The following is an 18,469-nucleotide window of genomic DNA, read 5'->3' on the forward strand; positions in this document are numbered from 1 at the left end:
GATGGGGCTCACCTCTTACCATTCCGAACAGAGAAGTTAAGCCCATTTGCGCCGATGGTACTGCATTTGTGGGAGAGTAGGTCGTTGCCTTTTTTGTGCCGATGCAAATCGACATTTACTGAAACCCTTACCATAAATTGGTAAGGGTTTTTTGTTTTAATCTTTACATCATATGAACTATAGTAATGGGAGATCTTTTTTTTAGATCTTAAAAAGTTAATAGATAAGAGCGGTTTTATCTTAGGTATAAATACGTTGTATTATTATTGAATCAATACCTTTTTAGTAACTTTTTTATTTTTAGAAACTATTTTTATAAGATATAATCCAGATTGTAAATTATAAACGTTTATTGTTTTCAATTTGGTCTCAATAACTTTGCTTCCTAAAACATTATATATTTCTATAGAATCAATAGGAATATCGGATTTTATAAATATATATGCTGATGCGGGATTTGGATAAACAATTAGATTATATGTTGAATTTGTGATTGGTGTTAACCCTAAGGTACTAGAATTATCTGAATTAATAAACCCACTTGATACTTGAAGATTACCCATGTTAAATTCTTGAACTATAACTTCTCCAATGGTATATAATACATGAATATTATCAATTGCAACATTATTTCCGCCACTATCGATACTAAATTTATCAATAGTTTGTGCTTGTGAAGACATGAATGCTCCGAACAAAAAAAGAATGCTTTTTATTATCGTTTTCATTTTTCTAAAGTATTAGTATTTAATGCTTCTAATTTCTTAATTCGTTGATCGAACTCTTTAAATTTTATGAGTTCAGCAGATAAACCTTCAATCTGTTTTTCTTGAGTATTAATTAAAGTTTGTTGCTCTTGCATGGCTTTAATTAAAATAGGTATGAGTTCTGTATAACTTAGACTTAATGTTTGATCTTTATCAATTCCAATTTTTACAATTTCTTCTATTAATGGTTGCACTTCTTGAGCAATTAAGCCAAGAGATTGTTGCGTTTCTTCTGGATAACGCTTCCAGTTATAACTTACAGGATTTAAATTTAAAATAGTTTGTAATCCATATTGAAGTTCTTTAATATTTGTTTTTAACCGTCTGTCTGAGTTTTGTGTGAGTGTACCTGCTAATGTTGCATTTCCGTTTCGATAAATTGTAAGTGCATTGCTACGTGCTATATCGCTAGATCCATTGCCAATTTCAAAAAGTGGATCGGTTGAAACCATGGTGTTAGGCGTACCACCACCAAGATTAAAGTGACCTATAGCAGTTGAGCCTAATGATTCTGCTTTAGTTCCATCACCAATTGCAAATGAATAAAACCCAGACGCAGTTGTGGCTTGTCCCATTGAAACGGAATAGCTTCCAGAGGCTAGTGTGTTTCTGCCACTTGTAAATGAATACCATCCTTCGGCTATTGTGCCATGACCTGTTGCTGTGGCATAAACACCAGATGCAGAAGTTTGATAACCAATCGCAGTAGCTCCTAAAGCACTTGCATTGTTTAAATAGCCAATTGCAGTAGTATGATTTTCAGCAGCAGTACTTGAGTTTCCCAAAGCGGTAGAGTAATCGCCTGAAGCAATTGTACCAGCTCCCATTGCTGTTGATCCGATTCCAGAAGAAGATGTTGCAATACCAATTGCAGTTGAAACTGCTCCAGTTGATGATACGGAATTTCCAATGGCAATTGCTCCAAACCCAGTAGCACCATTAGTTGTTGATGAATCTTCGGCAAAACTCAAGTCTATTGCGAATTCGCCAATATCGCCAAAATTATTAGGATCGCTACCTATTAATCTCCAACCTATGCCTTCACCTTCATCTAATGCTTCTAAACCAGAAGGTTCTGTGCCAGAACCACCCCCAGAATAATTAGCATCGGCAAATTCTTTAGTGATTAGGGCTTTAGGGTTAGTAATTTCAGAAATATCAAAACTTGGGGCTGTTATGGTTCCGTTTTTTAAGATCGTAAGCGCATTTGATCTATCCAAGAATGTTCCATTTCCTATTTCAAATAGAGGGTCAGTTTCAACCCAAGAATCTAGAGTACCACCTCCTTCATTACGACGCCCAATTACAGTTGATGCATATGACTCTGCGCTAACATTGAAGCCAATTGCGGTAGAATAATCTGCTAATGCACCAAAAACAAAAACCCCATCATTACTAAAACTTAAATCAACAGCTTGACGTCCAATATTACCATAAAGATTTGGATTTCTTCCAATAAGCCGCCAGCCTATACCATTGCCTTCATCCAAAGTTTCGAGACCTGAAGAAGTACTTTAATTATCTGCCCAAGTTAAAGTACCATTACCATCTGTTTGCAATACTTGATTCGTTGAGCCATCTGCGGTAGGAAACGCAAAACCAGTTAGTGTTGGATTACCTATTTGAAACTCACTATTGGTTCTTAAAATATTAATACCAAAATCACCGTAAATAAGTGCACCATTAGCATCATGACTCCTATTTTCTATATAAAGTTTACCGCTACCTGTTTCTTGCGCACCTGCAAAAGATCCAATAAATACGTTTCCATCTCCTATAATATTATCACGACCAGCATTATTGCCAATGGCAGTATTTGACGTACCAGATACATTATTTTCTAGTGTTCTATATCCAATTGCTGTATTATTAGATCCTTCATTGCTGTTAAAAAGCGATTGATAACCGATGGCTGTGTTGAAATCACCAGTATTAATATTAAATAGTGCTTTATAACCGCTTGCAAAATTTCGATTTCCATCTGTATTATTAAAAAGAGCCTGATAACCATATGCTGTATTTTCAGACCCTGTAATATTATTGTATAATGCTTCATTACCAACAGCTGTGTTTTGAATGCCAGAAGTATTACTATAAAGTGATCTATACCCATTTCCTATATTTTTATTTCCAGTTGTATTATTAAAAAGAGAACTAGTACCAATTGCTGTATTATTAAAACCATCAATGTTATTAAATAGTGCTCCACTTCCAACAGCTACGTTTTCTGATCCGATATTATTAAAAGAAAGTGCAAAGGCTCCAATACCTGTATTACCAAAACCTAAATTATTAGATAAAGTTTGATAACCTAGAGCACTATTTTGTAGTCCCGATGTATTATTTAGAAGAGCTTCATACCCAACACCAATATTTTTATTGTCTGCAGCATTATCGTTGTAGCCTGCTCTAATACCTATAAAGACAGAGGATCCATTATCTGTACCATCGTTGTCAGATTTCCCATCTGATAGTTCATCTATTTTACTAGCTGCATTTAAGGCATATGGCACTGCTTTAAATTCGGTAGTTCCCAAATCGGTTAAACCAGCTCCAGAATCCATTTGGACGTTTAAAAAATGAGCATCAGTAGCCCAATCAATTGCATTATAGTTACCGCTAATAATTGTGCCTTCGCCAATATTAACTATAATAATACCATTAGCTCCACTAGTTGTAGTATGAGATTCTTGGTATACAGAAGTCATTCCAGCGCCTTGAAGAATATTAAATTCTACTGTAATTGTTGCATTTGCAAGTACGTTTCCACCAGAATCTTTAATTAAAGCCTTATAGTTTATGCCTTTACTTTGTGCAAAGGATAATGATGTCATTAAAATAGTTAGCAGTAAAATTAATTTGGTTTTCATAATAAATGATATATAGATTAATAGCTTTTTTTTAATTTGCTTGTCCAATGATTAAAACCCCAAATTTGAGTATTCTTTTGTGTTTATAGTGGTTTTCTTTTTGTTAAGACTTATGGCATGCATAGTAAAACTTTGTTTCTTTTTCTTTTTATGTTTAAAATTCATTTCCATAAGCAAAGCTTCTTCTTTTAGTACTTTTAAAAGTGCTGGGTCAAATCCTTTAGGTCCATTTTTATTATTTGCAAATGCCATGAAGGCACTAAAGTTTACTGGTGCATCTAGAGTAAAATACATGGTGCCAATGTAATTTGCATTTTCTAACTCAATACCGTAACATTCAAAGCCTAAGATGTCTTTAGTTCCAATTTCTTTATAACCGTAGCCATAATCTTCTGCCATATTATGTTTTTCTTTAGGAAGCTTAGTTATCTGAGCCATGTTTTGGTCTTGAGCATTCATAAACATAATCATAATTTTTGATTTTAAATCCATAACGATTCTCATTTCACCCATTTGTTTAAAGTCTTTTCCCGACATTTCCATTCCTATGTAATCTTTATCTTCTCCTATGAGGTAATTCATCTCCATAGTTTCATTTTTTGCAGATTTTATTTCGGTTTTAAACTCCCAACTAAACTCATATGTGTTAGGTAATTTTGATGCGTCTAATTTTTTGGAACCCATCATAGCTTCCATGATTTTTTTCGTTGGATTTTGTGACTTTACTGAAATGCTTATAAACAAGCATAATGTGATTAGAAGAATAACTTTAGTTTTCATGATACTTTAATTTTTTTGTTTTTTTTTATCTTTCTTATTGTGTTTCCAGGGTTCTAAACCTTTTTCTAAATTGAGTATTTTACCCAATGGACCAGGAATCATTGATTGTTCTATAGCATCTGGCAATTTTACACTGCATTCTTGATAAGAGTAAACGTATTTGCCCGAAGTAGGTTCTTGCATATTTGAGTTATGTGACTTATTACCAAATGCCGTGGTAGTTTTTATTTTAAGTATTACTAATCTGCCTTTATCATCAAACTGAATATAGCTTTCAGGATATTCGGGATTATTATAGTTAAAACGAGTGCAATCACTAGATACATTACATTTCACTCTTACTGGTGTATAGTTTTCGTTATTTTTAAAGTGAATGGGTTTATAAATAAAAGCCAACTCTAGTATCATAAAATTAAGACTAGAATCAATGTCTTCTAATGCTTGAAATGCTTCTAAATAAGGTTCTGAAGGCAAATTGTATGCTTGAGGAACCATACCAGCAAGCATAAATCCTGATAAGCTTGGCGGTAATAAGGATGCTTTCTCATAATAGTCTTCGTCTTCATTAAAAACATAAAATTTGCCTTTGTTATCATGATAGATTGGTTTAGACTTATCATTTTGTTCAGTGCGCATTGCAATGACCTCTTTGTCAAAATACATGGTTTGGATAATCATATTTTTATCATCTATCAATTTTAAGACAACATCTTTATTAAAGAAGTCTTTAGCTGAATTAAGTACTAATTCTTCTCTTTCATAAGATGTTGTTCTGTTTTTTGTGTTGCCTGTAGTATCATAAGAAACTTCTTTAGTTTCTAGCCCTTTCTCTTTTGCTCTTTTCTTTAATTTTTCTAAGAGTTGCGCTTTAGCAGTTGTACCAAATAGAAGTACTAAAAATCCTGTTAACATTAATTTTAGTTTCATAATTTTTTCATCTTTAAAGTTTTAAATAAAAAGGGAAACAACTCCTTATGATTTTCATTATTTCCCTTTCTCTCACATGATTAATAGCGTCTTCATATTTTTTTTTATAAAGCTTAACAGATTTTATTGCTTTACTCTTAAGTGTAACTTAGCTCATAATGACCCTCTTTAAATAATCAAAACATAAATAATTTTTTTGAGGGCTTATTTTCAGTATTACCATCTGCTTTTGTAGTGCTTGGTAATTAAATTAATTAGGGATAGATTGTGTGCACTAGTTTGGTATTACAAAACTATTATAGAATCCTGATTAAGGATATTACTATTGTAACAAAGTATATAAGATATGTTACACTGTATTGTATCTGTGTGTTGTATTGTTAGTTATGTTTGTGTGAATCTGTGATTTTGCATAAATGTTGTATTATAAAAAAAAGGAAACATAAATTGTTTCCTTTTTCAACTAATACTATTTGAGTTTTTATTTATTCTTTAATGATTTTTTTTACGGTTATTTTATCATCTATTTTTACTTTAACTAAATAAGCTCCAGAACTTAAGCTCTTAACATCTATATGTTTTTTTGAACTACTCATAACCAATTTCCCTAATAAGTCGTAGATTTCTACATTGTCAACAGTTTTAGTAGATTGTATCGTAATATAATCTGATGTTGGGTTAGGATAGATAGAGAATTCAATTAGTTCTGAATCATTAACGTCTAATGTACTAAAATTAAAAGAAGTCATACCAGATAAAGCAGAAGTATTAGAATCTACCACATTTGGAAACATTGCCATGCCATCATCTACCATATCTGCCGCCATAAAACTCTTTAAAGCTGTTACTGTTGTTGCTAATGTAGAATCATTTGCTAAAATACTTATAGACCCAGTTGTAGGCGATCCATTAACTAAAACAGTTACCATAGCAGAATTAGTCCCACTAGAAGGAGCTGCCAATGATATTGGGCTTCCTAAAACCTCAGTTATTAAATAACCATCGATAGTTGGTTGAGCAACATTAGTTCCGTCGAAAAAAGTATCATTAGCTCCATTTCCTAAAGATGATGTTATACTAGCAGTAATACCATCTGTTAAAATAATAGTAAACCCATAACTTTGAACCGATGTTGCAAAGTTTGAAGGACTTGCATTTGGCACAGCAGAAATAGTAAAGCTATAACCACCATTATGTGATAATGTATATGTATATCCATCTTGTGCATTAAGGCTAAGACTTAAAAAGAGGATTATAATAAGAGATATAATTTTTTTCATGATATATAATTTTTTTTAAATTAATTTTCTGGTAATTGCTCAGTTATTTTATAAGTACTCAAATTCAAGAAATTACCTGGATGCAAGAGTACATTTTGTAAAATAAATGGTGTGTCTGGATTTAAGCCAGAATATTGTGTTGTACCATTAAGATCTAAATCATAAGTATAATAACCAGAGATAGCATGCGTAGGGAAATTTAAAAGATTGCTAGGATCATTAAGTATAAATGATAAAATACTTGGTGAATCTGGTGTGTCTCCTGCATATTGTACTACACCATCATTATTAGCATCACCTGCCCATAGCGCTTTGGTTATCTTATTTAAAAATACTTGTGCGTTAGTACCAAAGGTTAAAGTGCTAGCGTTTGTAAAGTCTATTGAACTTGCTACTACACTTAAATTTATTGGATTACCAGTCATAACTCCTAAATGGTTTCGATGTTTTATAACAACATAATAGCTATTAGTAGTTCCTTGTAAAATTACATCTGATGTTCCATCAAGGTCTACTACATCACCATCTCGTTGTATTAATGCAGATGAACTATCTACCACAAGAGTGTTGTCTACATTGCTTCGTATTTCTACCCATATCCAATCTACAATATCATCTGAAGTACTGCCAAGGCCACTGGTACCTCCATCATTTAAAACAGAAGTGTTAATAACAGCTAAATCTTGATAAGGACTAGTTGTTGGAAGGTCGTTGTTTGTTCTTAAAGCATCATTCATATATGCAGGGTTTGTTGGGTTTATTAATGGTCCTTGTAAAAATGCTTTTATATTCAACCTTAAATCTACTATTTGATTAGGGTCTAAGAATGTGCTTTCTTGATTTACAGAAAACCCATCACCATTTCCACCAGCGAACATAAACGTAATCATTTCACCTGTTAGAATGTTTTTGTTTGATTGTTCTAGAGCAAACCCATCACCATTACCACCAGCAAACATGAATGTAATCATCTCACCAGTTAAAATGTTTTTGTTTGATTCTTCTAGAGCAAACCCATCACCATTGCCGCCATCATATAATACAGCCAATGATATATTTTCTAGTGTTGTAGCTGCTAAAATTCTATTAGAGAACCCATCACCATTTCCGCCTTCATATAATATGGTTAGTGATATATTTTCTAAAGTAGTAGCGACTAATGCTTCATTATCGAAGCCATCACCATTTCCACCTTCATATAGTACAGCTAAAGAAATATTATCTAAGGTTGTTGCTGAGATAAGTTTTCTATCGAAACCATCACCATTATTACCTTCATATAGAATAGTTAATGAAATGTTTTCGAGTGTGGTTGCAGTTTTTCTATTGTCAGCATAGCCATCGCCATTACTTCCGTTAAATTGTGCAAACAAACTGTTACTACAAAAGAGTAAAAAAGATATTATTATAAATCTTTTTTTCATTGTTCAGAGATTAAGGTGCTGTTCTAGCTGCTCTAAACCCTAAGCGATTGTTCCCACTAGAAATAATAGAAGCTCCATCGTACCGATCTGAAACTCTAATAAAGTCAGAACCATTTAACCAGCTTCCGCCTCTAAAACTATAGCCATCTCCTGTTGTATTATTTGGCCAATTAGACACGGTTCCATTTCCTGTAGTAGAACTTATAATTCCATTTCCATGAAGCCCAGTAAAATTTCGTCCTTGCAATGTTCCTACGGTTACACAACGTTCATATAAGTTTCCAGAAAGTTCCATGATACCATAATAACTACCACCAGTTTCTTCACGGTTATTGTTTACAGCACTAGCTGCAAAAATTCCGTTTCTTACAGGTCCGTCGATTGACCCATTTGTTAAACTATATATTGCATTTCCAGTATTAGTTTCTGGGTTAGTAATTCTCTCACTTGAAAACCCTGAATTTACTAGTGTATAATCGTTAGAAGCTATATTTGCACTTCCCCAAGCAAATTCACCAGGTTTTGGTATTATAGGACCTCTACAGGCTTTTTCATATTCTAATTCACTTAAAGGACGTAATCCTGTCCAATCCATGTATGCATTCATATCTGCAATATTTAAATAACTAATTGCTCTATCTGGTGCTGTGGTAGTAGCACTTGCGGTTCCACCAGTCCAAGCAATTGTATTTCGACTTACAACAGCATCACTATTTTTGTGATTTGCATCTGTAACATCTCTGTTCGTTTTTTGATTCTCAGTCAAGCTATTAAAGAAGCCTAACCATTGCGATTCTGTAACTTCATACTTCATAGCATAAAAATCATTAAACCCTTTAGGGTATGAAGCACTAAGTACACCTGTTTGATCACCTCCATTTGCATTGGTAGCTGTATAGTATAAGTTTCCACTTGTATTAGCGATGGTTAATGCTGCCTCAGATGTGATTCTAAATGATGAAGATGTAGAAAAACCACCAGAGTGAAATTTATTGGCTTCATCTCCAGTAGTGCCGCCTACATAAAAAGAACCTTCAGGTACATATACCATTTCTATAGCAAATACTTGAATGTCGATAATATCGTCAGTATCTGTAGAACCAAAATTCCAACGAATTTGCATATTTTGGTAGTTTACATTACCGCTTCCGTCTGAATCTCTGTAGACAAATGCTCCAATACCATCAGAAGTAACATCTAATGTTGCTCCTGGAGAGGCTACTGAGTTGGCTTGACTTATAATACCATGTGTCCAGGTTCCATTGTTTACTCGATATTTAATAAAAACCCAAGCTGCATCCCAATTGGATGGTCCTGAACTTATTCTCCATGAATTATCCCAAGCTAAATCAAATTCAACATGTACCCAATTAGATACTTCATTTAAATTTTCTAATGAGATGTTGTTTACCCTAATATTATTGCTATGTATTGTATAGCTAAAAAGGATAATAAATAAAAGTGTAAATTTTGTTTTCATAATATTGATTTTATGTTAATAGATATGTATTAGTGTTCAACAATTAAAAAAGTAAACATTGTTTAAATTTTCAATATTCATATGGTAAAAAAATTACTCTACGAAATTATATTAGCTAATGAAAACTTGATGCATGATATGTAACAAACTATATAACATATGTAACAATAGTCTATTTGTTTAATAGTGTGACGCTTTTAATAGTAGCTGATTATTAATGTTTTATAGCTTTAGTGTAAAGTTAAAAAATGCTATATTTAAAAGTTTACTAAATGTATGAATGGTCAAAATTTGCACTTTTTTGTATACAAAAAATGTATTGGAGGAATTTTTAATTAACAGAAAAGGTTTGTTTACCGTAAAATATTTTGTTTACTGAAAGAAAATAGATAAAACTATTTAACTTTTTTGAAAGCAGATAAGTATAGTTTAATAAATAATGAAGAGAAATAAATTTTTATTACTTTTTAAACATGCTGTCCATAATAATTTTAAGACCTCTAAAGCCAAAAAAAATAGCGAGGCCACAAATGGCAATAGAAATAATTAACAGAGGTATATAAAAGGGTTTATCATTATTACCTAAAACAATATATAATAATGTAGGACCTAGAAACATTAAAACTAAAGTTATCCCCATTGTTTTTAGTCCTTTTACTAGTAAATCTTTATCAGTTTTATTAGTTTCCATTATTGTAATGTTGTATTGCTGTTCTAACGTTTTTGTATTTGTCTAGTAAGTTTTGAGCTTCTTTTTGTGAGATATTTAATTCACTCATTATCATTTTAATGCCTCTGTTAACTAATTTATTGTTACTTAGTTGCATGTCTACCATTTTGTTGCCCTTTACTTTTTCAAGTTTAATCATAGTAGTAGTGGTAATCATATTAAGCGTCATTTTTTGTGCTGTTCCTGCTTTCATTCTAGAACTGCCTGTAACAAATTCTGGACCTACAATAACTTCTACAGGATATTGGGCAGTTTGAGAAAGCGGACTGTTATGATTTGAAGTGATACAACCTGTGATTATTTGGTTTTTATTACAGTTTTTTAAAGCCGAAATCACATAAGGTGTCGTGCCAGATGCCGCAATACCAATAACTACGTCTTTTTCTGAAATATTATAATTTTGTAGATCTTTCCAACCTTGTGTTGTAGAATCTTCAGCAAATTCTACTGCTTTTCTAATTGCAGAATCTCCACCAGCAATTAACCCAATAACTAAGTCATAAGAAACACCAAAAGTAGGTGGACATTCACTAGCATCTAAAATACCTAAGCGACCACTTGTTCCTGCTCCTATGTAAAAAAGGCGTCCACCTTTTTCTAGTTTTTGAACAATTTGATTGACTAAAATTTCAATTTGAGGAATTGCTTTTTCAACAGCTAAAGCCACAGTTTTATCTTCGCTATTTATATTGGTAAGTAATTCGCTTACAGTCATTTTTTCTAAATGATTGTAGTTTGAATCTTGTTCTGTAGTTTTTGTGAAATTCATATATCAAAAGTAATGAATTCTATTGTTAGGTTCTTTAGCTGTTATTTTTAATTTAAAAAGCTCCTTTTAAATAAAGGAGCTTTTGCAATCTATAATTTAATATTAAGATACTGAATCTATAATTGCATTAAATGTATTACTTGGTCTCATTGCTTGAGATGTTGATTTCTCATTTGGTTCGTAATAACCTCCAATATTCATTGGCTTACCTTGAGCTGAGTTTAATTCTTCTACAATTTTTAATTCGTTAGATTTTAAATCTGAATATACTTTTGCAAATTGAGTTTTTAAAGCTTCATCTTCAGTTTGATTTGCTAATGCTTCAGCCCAGAAAAGCGCTAGATAGAAATGGCTTCCTCTGTTATCTAATTCGTTAACTTTTCGTGAAGGTGATTTTCCGTTTGCTAATAATTTCTCGGTAGCATCGTCTAAAGTTTCAGATAGAATTTTTGCTTTTGGATTATTGTTTACTTCTCCAAAATGCTCAAGAGAAACGGCTAAGGCTAAAAATTCTCCTAAAGAATCCCAACGTAAATGGTTTTCTTTTTCAAATTGCTGTACGTGTTTTGGTGCAGAACCACCAGCTCCTGTTTCAAATAATCCGCCACCATTCATAAGTGGTACAATAGATAACATTTTTGCACTTGTACCTAATTCTAAAATTGGGAAGAGGTCTGTTAAATAATCACGTAAAACATTTCCTGTAACAGAAATAGTGTCTTTACCATCTTTAATACGCTCTAAAGTAAATAGTGTAGCTTCAATAGGAGATAAAATTCTAATATCTAAGCCTGATGTATTATGATTTGGTAGATATTGATTTACCTTTTTAATTAACTCTGCGTCATGAGCTCTATTTTTATCTAACCAGAATACTGCTGGTGTTTGAGAAGCTCTTGCTCTAGTTACTGCTAGTTTAATCCAATCTTGAATTGGAGCATCTTTAACTTGACACATTCTCCAGATATCACCAGTTTCAACATTATGAGAAATTAAAGTATTTCCGTTGGTATCGATAACTGTAACTGTTCCGTTAGAAGTTATTTCAAATGTTTTATCATGAGAACCGTATTCTTCAGCTTTTTGAGCCATTAATCCTACATTAGGAACTGTTCCCATTGTTGTTGGGTCAAATGCACCATGTTGTTTACAGAAATTAATTGTTGCAGTATAAATTCCGGCATAACTACTATCAGGAATTACTGCTTTAGTATCTTGTTGATTGCCTTCAGCATTCCACATTTGTCCTGATGTACGAATCATTGCTGGCATTGAAGCGTCAATAATAACATCACTTGGCACGTGAAGATTGGTAATACCTTTATCTGAATTTACCATTGCTAAATCTGGACCATTTTTAAAAGCAGATGCAATATCTGCTTCGATAGCATTTCTTTTATCTTCTGATAATTCTTGAAGTTTGCCAACTAAATTTCCAAAACCATTATTTACATCAACACCTAAATCTTCTAATGTTTCACCATGTTTTTTAAATACATCAGCAAAAAATGCACGAACAGCATGACCAAAAATAATTGGGTCAGATACTTTCATCATGGTAGCTTTCATATGTAATGAGAATAAAACACCTTTAGTTTTTGCGTCTGTAATTTGTTCTTTTAAAAATTCTAATAACGCAGTTTTACTCATAACTGAAGCATCGATAATTTCGCCAGCCAATAAAGGTGTGCTTGCTTTTAGAGTTGTTGCATTTCCATGTGTATCTGTATGTACAATTTTTACATCTGTTGCATTTGATAGTGTGATGGATTTTTCATTATGACAAAAATCGCCATGCGCCATAGTTGAAACATGTGTTTGCGAATTAGAAGACCAAGCACCCATAGAATGTGGGTTTTTCTTAGCAAAATTCTTAACCGCTTTTGGAGCACGTCTATCTGAGTTACCTTCACGCAATACAGGGTTTACAGCACTTCCTTTTATTTTATCGTAACGAGACCTTATGTTTTTAGCTTCTTCGGTTTCTGGCTCATCTGGAAAATCTGGTAAGGCATAACCTTGAGTTTGTAACTCTTTTATAGCTGCTTTTAATTGTGGTACAGATGCGCTAATATTTGGTAACTTGATAATGTTTGCTTCAGGTAATTTTGCTAAATCACCTAATTCTGCTAATGCATTTGGAACTTTTTGATCTTCTGTTAAAAAGTCTGAAAAATTTGCAAGTATACGTCCAGCTAGAGAGATATCTCTTGTTTCTACATTTATGCCTGATGATGCTGTAAAAGATTTTACAATAGGTAATAAGGAATGCGTAGCTAATGCAGGAGCTTCGTCTGTTTTTGTGTAGATAATTGTTGGAGTATTTGCCATATATGGTTGAATTTATTTTGTTGTGAACTGCTTAAATTTTAAGTTTTGCAAATATACAAAAAACCAATATCTTATTTAGTCGCGTAACTACTTAGTAGATGAGTTTTATTAGGATGGGAAATTTGAGGTTGTAAATTTGAGAAAACTATAATTTAAAGTAATTTAATTATGGATTTGAAAATGGAAATGTTAAATATATAATGAGCTAATCTCTTAAAGTTTTAAAAACAGGAAAAGGAATTAGTTAAAAAAACAAAAGCCATATCACTGTAGCTGAACTACTTTGACATGGCTTTTTTGAAATACTTCTGCATGACCTATTTAACATTGCTGTTAACTTTAATTTGATAGCTGAATATACAATGCATATTCCCTCATCTTTTTTTCGGTTCAAGTTTCACTATTTCATAGAAATGTTTCATAACTTTCAAAATGTATTGACCTGTTATTACTTTATTTCAGTTTAATTGTTTTTCTTGATGTTTTTTCTTTTATCATCCACTTTCGTGTTCTATACTTTCAAAAACATTGCTCTTCCTTTTCGTACTCACTTTCGTTTACACTACTTTTTCTAAGCTTTCCACTTTAATCCTTATCATCTACCTAAGCATTCAATAATTTTTAAAGCTTCATGATTTTTTCGCTTCACATGCCTACACATGCAGCTATTAAATCTCAAAAAACAATTATATAAAGAACGTTACTTTATTGCAATTTAACATTAATTTAAAACTTCTTTCAAAACCAAACTAAGTTTGTTGTTAATTGTTTAGCTAAAGTATCATTTCATTTGAAAATTCCAAATTTTATAGCTTTATAGATATTCACAATTTATGAACCGAGTTTATTAACAAAAGTTAATAAAAAAAGCCTTGAGGTTATCAAGGCTTAATATTGTAGGGTTTTGAAGCTTATCTTCTAACTTCTTTGATTCTTGCTTTTTTACCAGTAAGACCTCTAAAGTAGTAAATTCTTGCTCTTCTAACTTTACCTTTTTTGTTTACTTCTACTTTTTGAAGTGCAGGTAAGTTAATTGGGAAAATACGTTCTACACCAACAGTTCCAGACATTTTTCTAATTGTAAATGTTTCAGAACTACCAGATCCTTTACGTTGTAATACTACACCTTTAAAAAACTGCGTACGTGTTTTGCTTCCCTCTTTAATTTCGTAATACACTGTTATTGTATCACCAGCTCCAAATTCTGGAAAATCTTTTGTTGTTACAAATTCGTCTTGTACAAATTTTACTAAAGAATTCATTTTCTTTTATTTATAATGGTTGTTTCAAATCAACATTCACGTATCTCGCCAGAGGTTAATCTAAAATTGAGTGCAAAGATAGTTAAAAAGTTAAAAGTAGAAAGCTAAAAGTGAAAAGTTTTTAGTTTGTTAGGAGTTAGGAGTTAGGAGTTAGGAGTTAGGAGTTAGGAGTTAGGAGTTAGGAGTTAGGAGTTAGGAGTTAGGAGTTAGGAGTTAGGAGTTAGGAGTTGCTATTATATATATTTCACTATTCACTATTCACTATTCACTATTCACTATTCTTCTAGTAAATCTGGTCGTCTATCTTTAGTGCGTTGGTAAGCTTGTTCTTCACGCCATTTTTCAATTTCAGGAAAATTACCACTAAACAAAACCTCTGGTACTTTCATGCCTTTATACTCTCTTGGCCTCGTATAAATTGGTGGAGCTAATAGATTGTCTTGAAACGAATCTGTAAGAGCTGAAGTTTCATTACCTAAAACTCCTGGGATTAGTCTAATTACTGCATCGCACAATACTGCTGCTCCTAATTCTCCTCCTGATAATACATAATCACCTATCGAAATTTCTTTAGTTATGAATTTATCACGAACACGTTGGTCTACACCTTTATAATGACCGCATAAAATAATAATGTTTTCTTTTAATGAGATTTGATTGGCAATACTTTGGTTTAATTGCTCGCCATCTGGTGTCATGTATATAATCTCATTATAATCTCTTTCTGATTGTAGTTTAGAAATGCATTTATCTATTGGCTCAATCATCATAACCATACCAGCTCCACCTCCAAATTGAGTATCGTCAATAGATTTATAATTATCTGTAGTATAATCTCTTAAATTATGAAAGTGTACACTTACTAAATTTGCTTCTATTGCTCGTTTTAAAATTGAAGCTTCAAAAGGGCTTTTAAGTAATTCTGGTAAAACTGTTATGATATCTATACGCATTGTAATTAATTAAGTATGCAAAGATGCAAAGAATAACAAGAATAATAAAACCCTATACGTTTTGTTGTTTCCAAAAAAAATGTAAATCGGAATCTTTAGCAAATCCCAAACGTTGGTATAAATCTTGTGCAGGATTATCAAATGCTGTTTGTATGGCTAAACCTTTATTGTTTTTGTCAATACATAATTGCTTAGCCTTATTGATAAGAGCTTCACCAATGCCTTTTCCTCTATGATTTGCATCTACATATAAATCGTTAAGTAAGTATATAGGTTGCATAGCTACTGAAGAAAACAAAGGGTATAATTGTGTAAAACCAACTGCTGCATCATCTATATAAGCTATATAGATTACCGAATCTTTATTTTTTAAGCGTTCGAGTAAAAATGTTTTTGCTTGATTTATATTTGAATCTTGCTTGTAAAAAACACGATAGTCATCAAATAATATAGCTAAACCATTTAAGTTGTTAGTATCTGCTTGGGTAATGGTCATAAAAAAATCTGTAATCAATGCTTCGACATGCTCAGCAACCAAATTACAGATTTTTAATTTAATAGTTTATGAGGTACTGAAAAAACACTTCGACTGCGTTCAGTACGACGGCTTATAAAACAAAATATTAAGCATTCTTTTGCTTATTGATTTCGTCTTGTAACTGACGTCTAACTTTTTGCTCGCGCTCAAGTGCATTACGTCTGTGTTCTTCAAACTCTTCTTCAGTTTCAGCTAAAGATAATTTAGCTTGTTTTGTTACAGCATTACTACTTCTAAATTTATAAATAAATAATAAAAGCAATGCAAATAAGCCACCTATAACACTCCATAATAAAATGCCATAACTAGCCTTACTCATTTGGATTCCGAAAAGGGAAATATTATCCTTTTCAATATTGGTTTGGTCTAAAGTTGTTTGCGTATTAGTTAAATTGTTTTTTAATTCTGAAATCTCTTTGGCTTGTTTGTCTACAATAGCTTGTGTATCTGTTAAATCTTTATGAACAGCTTTTAGAGAGTCTAAAGTGTGTGCTTTAAGTTTGTAAAGCCATGTTTTTTTAACCGTTTTGTAATCTTGCCAGCTATTTGAACGCCTTATTACATAATCGAATTGATTATCAATTGTACCACTATTTAGTGATAATTTATCTTTTTCAGGGACTTCTTGTGCGTTTGTTGTAATAAAGAATAGGAATGAAAATGCAGTAAATAATACAGTTTTAAAAGAATTCATTTGGTTGGATTATTTTTGTCTGGTTAATTATGAACAATATAATAAATTGTTTTGATGTACAATAAAATATTAAACGAATAGCCTCACTATTATGTGAGGCTATGTTATATACGATTAAAAAACAAAATTAGATCTTACCTACTAATAATAAGTATGACGTCTTACTTTTGCTATGTATTTTGCTAATCTTATTACTTGATGGCTGTAACCATATTCGTTATCATACCATATATATAGCAATGTGTTTTTTCCGTCAGCTCTAACAATAGTTGCTTTACTATCATAAATTGAAGGCGCAGAACTACCAACAATATCACTTGATACTAGTTCGTCGCTCATTTCATATTTAATTTGCTCAACCAAATCACCTTCTAAAGCATACTTTTTCATTACTGCATTAATGCCATCAACAGAAGTTGATTTTTCTAGCTCTAAATTTAATATAGCTAGAGAACCATTAGGTACAGGAACACGAATTGCGTTTGATGTAAGTTTTCCTTCAAATGAAGGTAAAGCTTTAGATACTGCACTTCCAGCTCCAGTTTCGGTAATTACCATATTTAAACCAGCTGCACGTCCGCGTCTGTATTTTTTATGAAAATTATCTACTAAGTTTTGATCGTTAGTATAAGCATGTATTGTTTCTAAATGACCACTAATAACTCCAAATGAATCTTCCATAGCTTTTAAAATAGGAGTGATTGCATTTGTTGTACAAGATGCAGCAGAGAAAATATCTACTTTATCAGGATTGTTTTCAAAGTGATTTACACCGTGTACAATATTTGGTACACCTTTACCTGGTGCAGTTAATAATACTTTATCAACTCCTTTAGAGGCTAAGTGCCTACTTAATGCTTCTTTATCTCTAAAAGCACCTGTATTATCAATAACTAAAGCGTTGTTAATTCCGTATTTTGTATAGTCAATATCTTCTGGCGCATTAGCCGAAATAATATTTACAGTTGTTCCGTTTATAAGAAGTGCGCTGTTGTCTATATCTGCAACTACAGTTCCTGAAAAATCACCATGAACTGAATCGTTACGTAATAGAGAAGCTCTTTTTTCTAAAACAGTTTTATCTATAGCTCCACGAGTTACAATGGCTCTTAAACGAAGTTGGCTTCCTTTACCAGTTCTAGTCATTAATTCTCTAGCCACTAAACGGCCAATTCTACCAAAACCATAAAGAATTACATCTTTAGGCTCAATAGCTTCATCCTTATTTGCATCTTTTAGTTTGTCTGCAACAAAAGCTGTGGCATTACTATATTTTTGATCTTCTAAATGATACTCGTAAGTTAATTTACCAATGTCTAGTTTTGCAGGAGGCAAGTCAAGAGTCTTTATCGCTTGAGCAATTTCAACTGAATCAAAAATAGAAATTGGTTTTTGTACAAACTCTCCAGCATATTCATGAAGATTTAAAATTTCACTTACATTTCTGTCTATTAATTGATTTCTAAAAAGTACAAGTTCAATAGATTTGTCGTACCAAAGGTCACTAACAATCTTTATAAACTCTACTGTTGCTCTTCTACGATCTGCTTGAAAAGCTAATTCCTTTTCATAAGTTCCGTTCAAACTCATTGTGTTAAATTTTTGTGTGTTGTTGTGTTAAAATTTTTGCAAAAATAATACATTTCAAACGTTTTTTAAGTCTT

At 32.1% G+C, this 18,469-nt stretch carries 16 protein-coding genes and 1 rRNA gene; 1 reads left to right on the forward strand and 16 read right to left on the reverse strand.

The annotated features are described in order from the left end of the window. Positions 1 to 93, forward strand: a 5S ribosomal RNA gene (gene rrf, locus BXY80_RS06010); the annotation flags it as partial. Between the two features lie 170 nt (positions 94 to 263). Here rrf and BXY80_RS06015 read toward each other — a convergent pair. From BXY80_RS06015 to BXY80_RS06090, 16 genes are all read right to left on the reverse strand, one after another. After that, positions 264 to 728 (reverse strand): T9SS type A sorting domain-containing protein, encoded by a 465-nt coding sequence (locus BXY80_RS06015; protein WP_147376105.1) that lies wholly within the window; start codon positions 726 to 728, stop codon positions 264 to 266. Next, the gene (locus BXY80_RS06020; RefSeq protein ID WP_120200370.1) at positions 725 to 2,257 is read right to left on the reverse strand and encodes a tail fiber domain-containing protein; all 1,533 of its coding nucleotides are present in this window, start codon (positions 2,255 to 2,257) and stop codon (positions 725 to 727) included. The genes BXY80_RS06015 and BXY80_RS06020 overlap by 4 nt, the downstream gene beginning before the upstream one ends. A gap of 24 nt (positions 2,258 to 2,281) precedes the next feature. After that, positions 2,282 to 3,637 (reverse strand): hypothetical protein, encoded by a 1,356-nt coding sequence (locus BXY80_RS06025; protein ID WP_147376106.1) that lies wholly within the window; start codon positions 3,635 to 3,637, stop codon positions 2,282 to 2,284. Positions 3,638 to 3,688: 51 nt separating this feature from the next. Further along, positions 3,689 to 4,417 carry a DUF4412 domain-containing protein gene (locus tag BXY80_RS06030; RefSeq protein WP_120200372.1) on the reverse strand — a complete coding sequence of 243 codons (729 nt, stop codon included), beginning with the start codon at positions 4,415 to 4,417 and terminating at the stop codon, positions 3,689 to 3,691. Between the two features lie 6 nt (positions 4,418 to 4,423). Further along, positions 4,424 to 5,344, reverse strand: a complete 921-nt coding sequence (locus BXY80_RS06035; protein WP_120200373.1) for a hypothetical protein — start codon at positions 5,342 to 5,344, stop codon at positions 4,424 to 4,426. Positions 5,345 to 5,829: 485 nt separating this feature from the next. Continuing rightward, positions 5,830 to 6,624, reverse strand: a complete 795-nt coding sequence (locus BXY80_RS06040) for a T9SS type A sorting domain-containing protein (RefSeq protein WP_120200374.1) — start codon at positions 6,622 to 6,624, stop codon at positions 5,830 to 5,832. Positions 6,625 to 6,644: 20 nt separating this feature from the next. Then, positions 6,645 to 8,048, reverse strand: coding sequence for a hypothetical protein (locus BXY80_RS06045; RefSeq protein ID WP_245977186.1), 1,404 nt, complete (start codon positions 8,046 to 8,048; stop codon positions 6,645 to 6,647). A 10-nt stretch (positions 8,049 to 8,058) separates the two neighbouring features. After that, positions 8,059 to 9,528 (reverse strand): SUMF1/EgtB/PvdO family nonheme iron enzyme, encoded by a 1,470-nt coding sequence (locus tag BXY80_RS06050; RefSeq protein WP_120200375.1) that lies wholly within the window; start codon positions 9,526 to 9,528, stop codon positions 8,059 to 8,061. 460 nt (positions 9,529 to 9,988) lie between these two features. Next, entirely contained in the window at positions 9,989 to 10,219 is a 231-nt protein-coding gene (locus BXY80_RS06055; protein WP_120200376.1) for a DUF6095 family protein, read from the reverse strand. Then, positions 10,209 to 11,027, reverse strand: coding sequence for an N-acetylmuramic acid 6-phosphate etherase (murQ, locus tag BXY80_RS06060; RefSeq protein WP_120200377.1), 819 nt, complete (start codon positions 11,025 to 11,027; stop codon positions 10,209 to 10,211). Before murQ ends, BXY80_RS06055 begins: the two co-directional genes overlap by 11 nt. Positions 11,028 to 11,129: 102 nt before the next feature. Beyond that, positions 11,130 to 13,358, reverse strand: a complete 2,229-nt coding sequence (locus BXY80_RS06065) for an NADP-dependent isocitrate dehydrogenase (RefSeq protein ID WP_120200378.1) — start codon at positions 13,356 to 13,358, stop codon at positions 11,130 to 11,132. 911 nt (positions 13,359 to 14,269) lie between these two features. After that, entirely contained in the window at positions 14,270 to 14,620 is a 351-nt protein-coding gene (rplS, locus tag BXY80_RS06070; protein WP_120200379.1) for a 50S ribosomal protein L19, read from the reverse strand. Between the two features lie 275 nt (positions 14,621 to 14,895). Further along, positions 14,896 to 15,573 carry a tRNA (guanosine(37)-N1)-methyltransferase TrmD gene (trmD, locus tag BXY80_RS06075; protein WP_120200380.1) on the reverse strand — a complete coding sequence of 226 codons (678 nt, stop codon included), beginning with the start codon at positions 15,571 to 15,573 and terminating at the stop codon, positions 14,896 to 14,898. Between the two features lie 52 nt (positions 15,574 to 15,625). After that, complete coding sequence (locus tag BXY80_RS06080) at positions 15,626 to 16,069, reverse strand: GNAT family N-acetyltransferase (protein ID WP_120200818.1); 444 nt, start codon at positions 16,067 to 16,069, stop codon at positions 15,626 to 15,628. A gap of 127 nt (positions 16,070 to 16,196) precedes the next feature. Next, positions 16,197 to 16,805 (reverse strand): tRNA (guanine-N1)-methyltransferase, encoded by a 609-nt coding sequence (locus BXY80_RS06085; protein ID WP_120200381.1) that lies wholly within the window; start codon positions 16,803 to 16,805, stop codon positions 16,197 to 16,199. A 141-nt stretch (positions 16,806 to 16,946) separates the two neighbouring features. Then, positions 16,947 to 18,395 (reverse strand): glyceraldehyde-3-phosphate dehydrogenase, encoded by a 1,449-nt coding sequence (locus tag BXY80_RS06090; protein WP_120200382.1) that lies wholly within the window; start codon positions 18,393 to 18,395, stop codon positions 16,947 to 16,949. Positions 18,396 to 18,469 lie beyond the last annotated feature (74 nt).

The organism is Ichthyenterobacterium magnum (genome assembly GCF_003610635.1).
Classification (GTDB): Bacteria; Bacteroidota; Bacteroidia; order Flavobacteriales; family Flavobacteriaceae; genus Ichthyenterobacterium; species Ichthyenterobacterium magnum.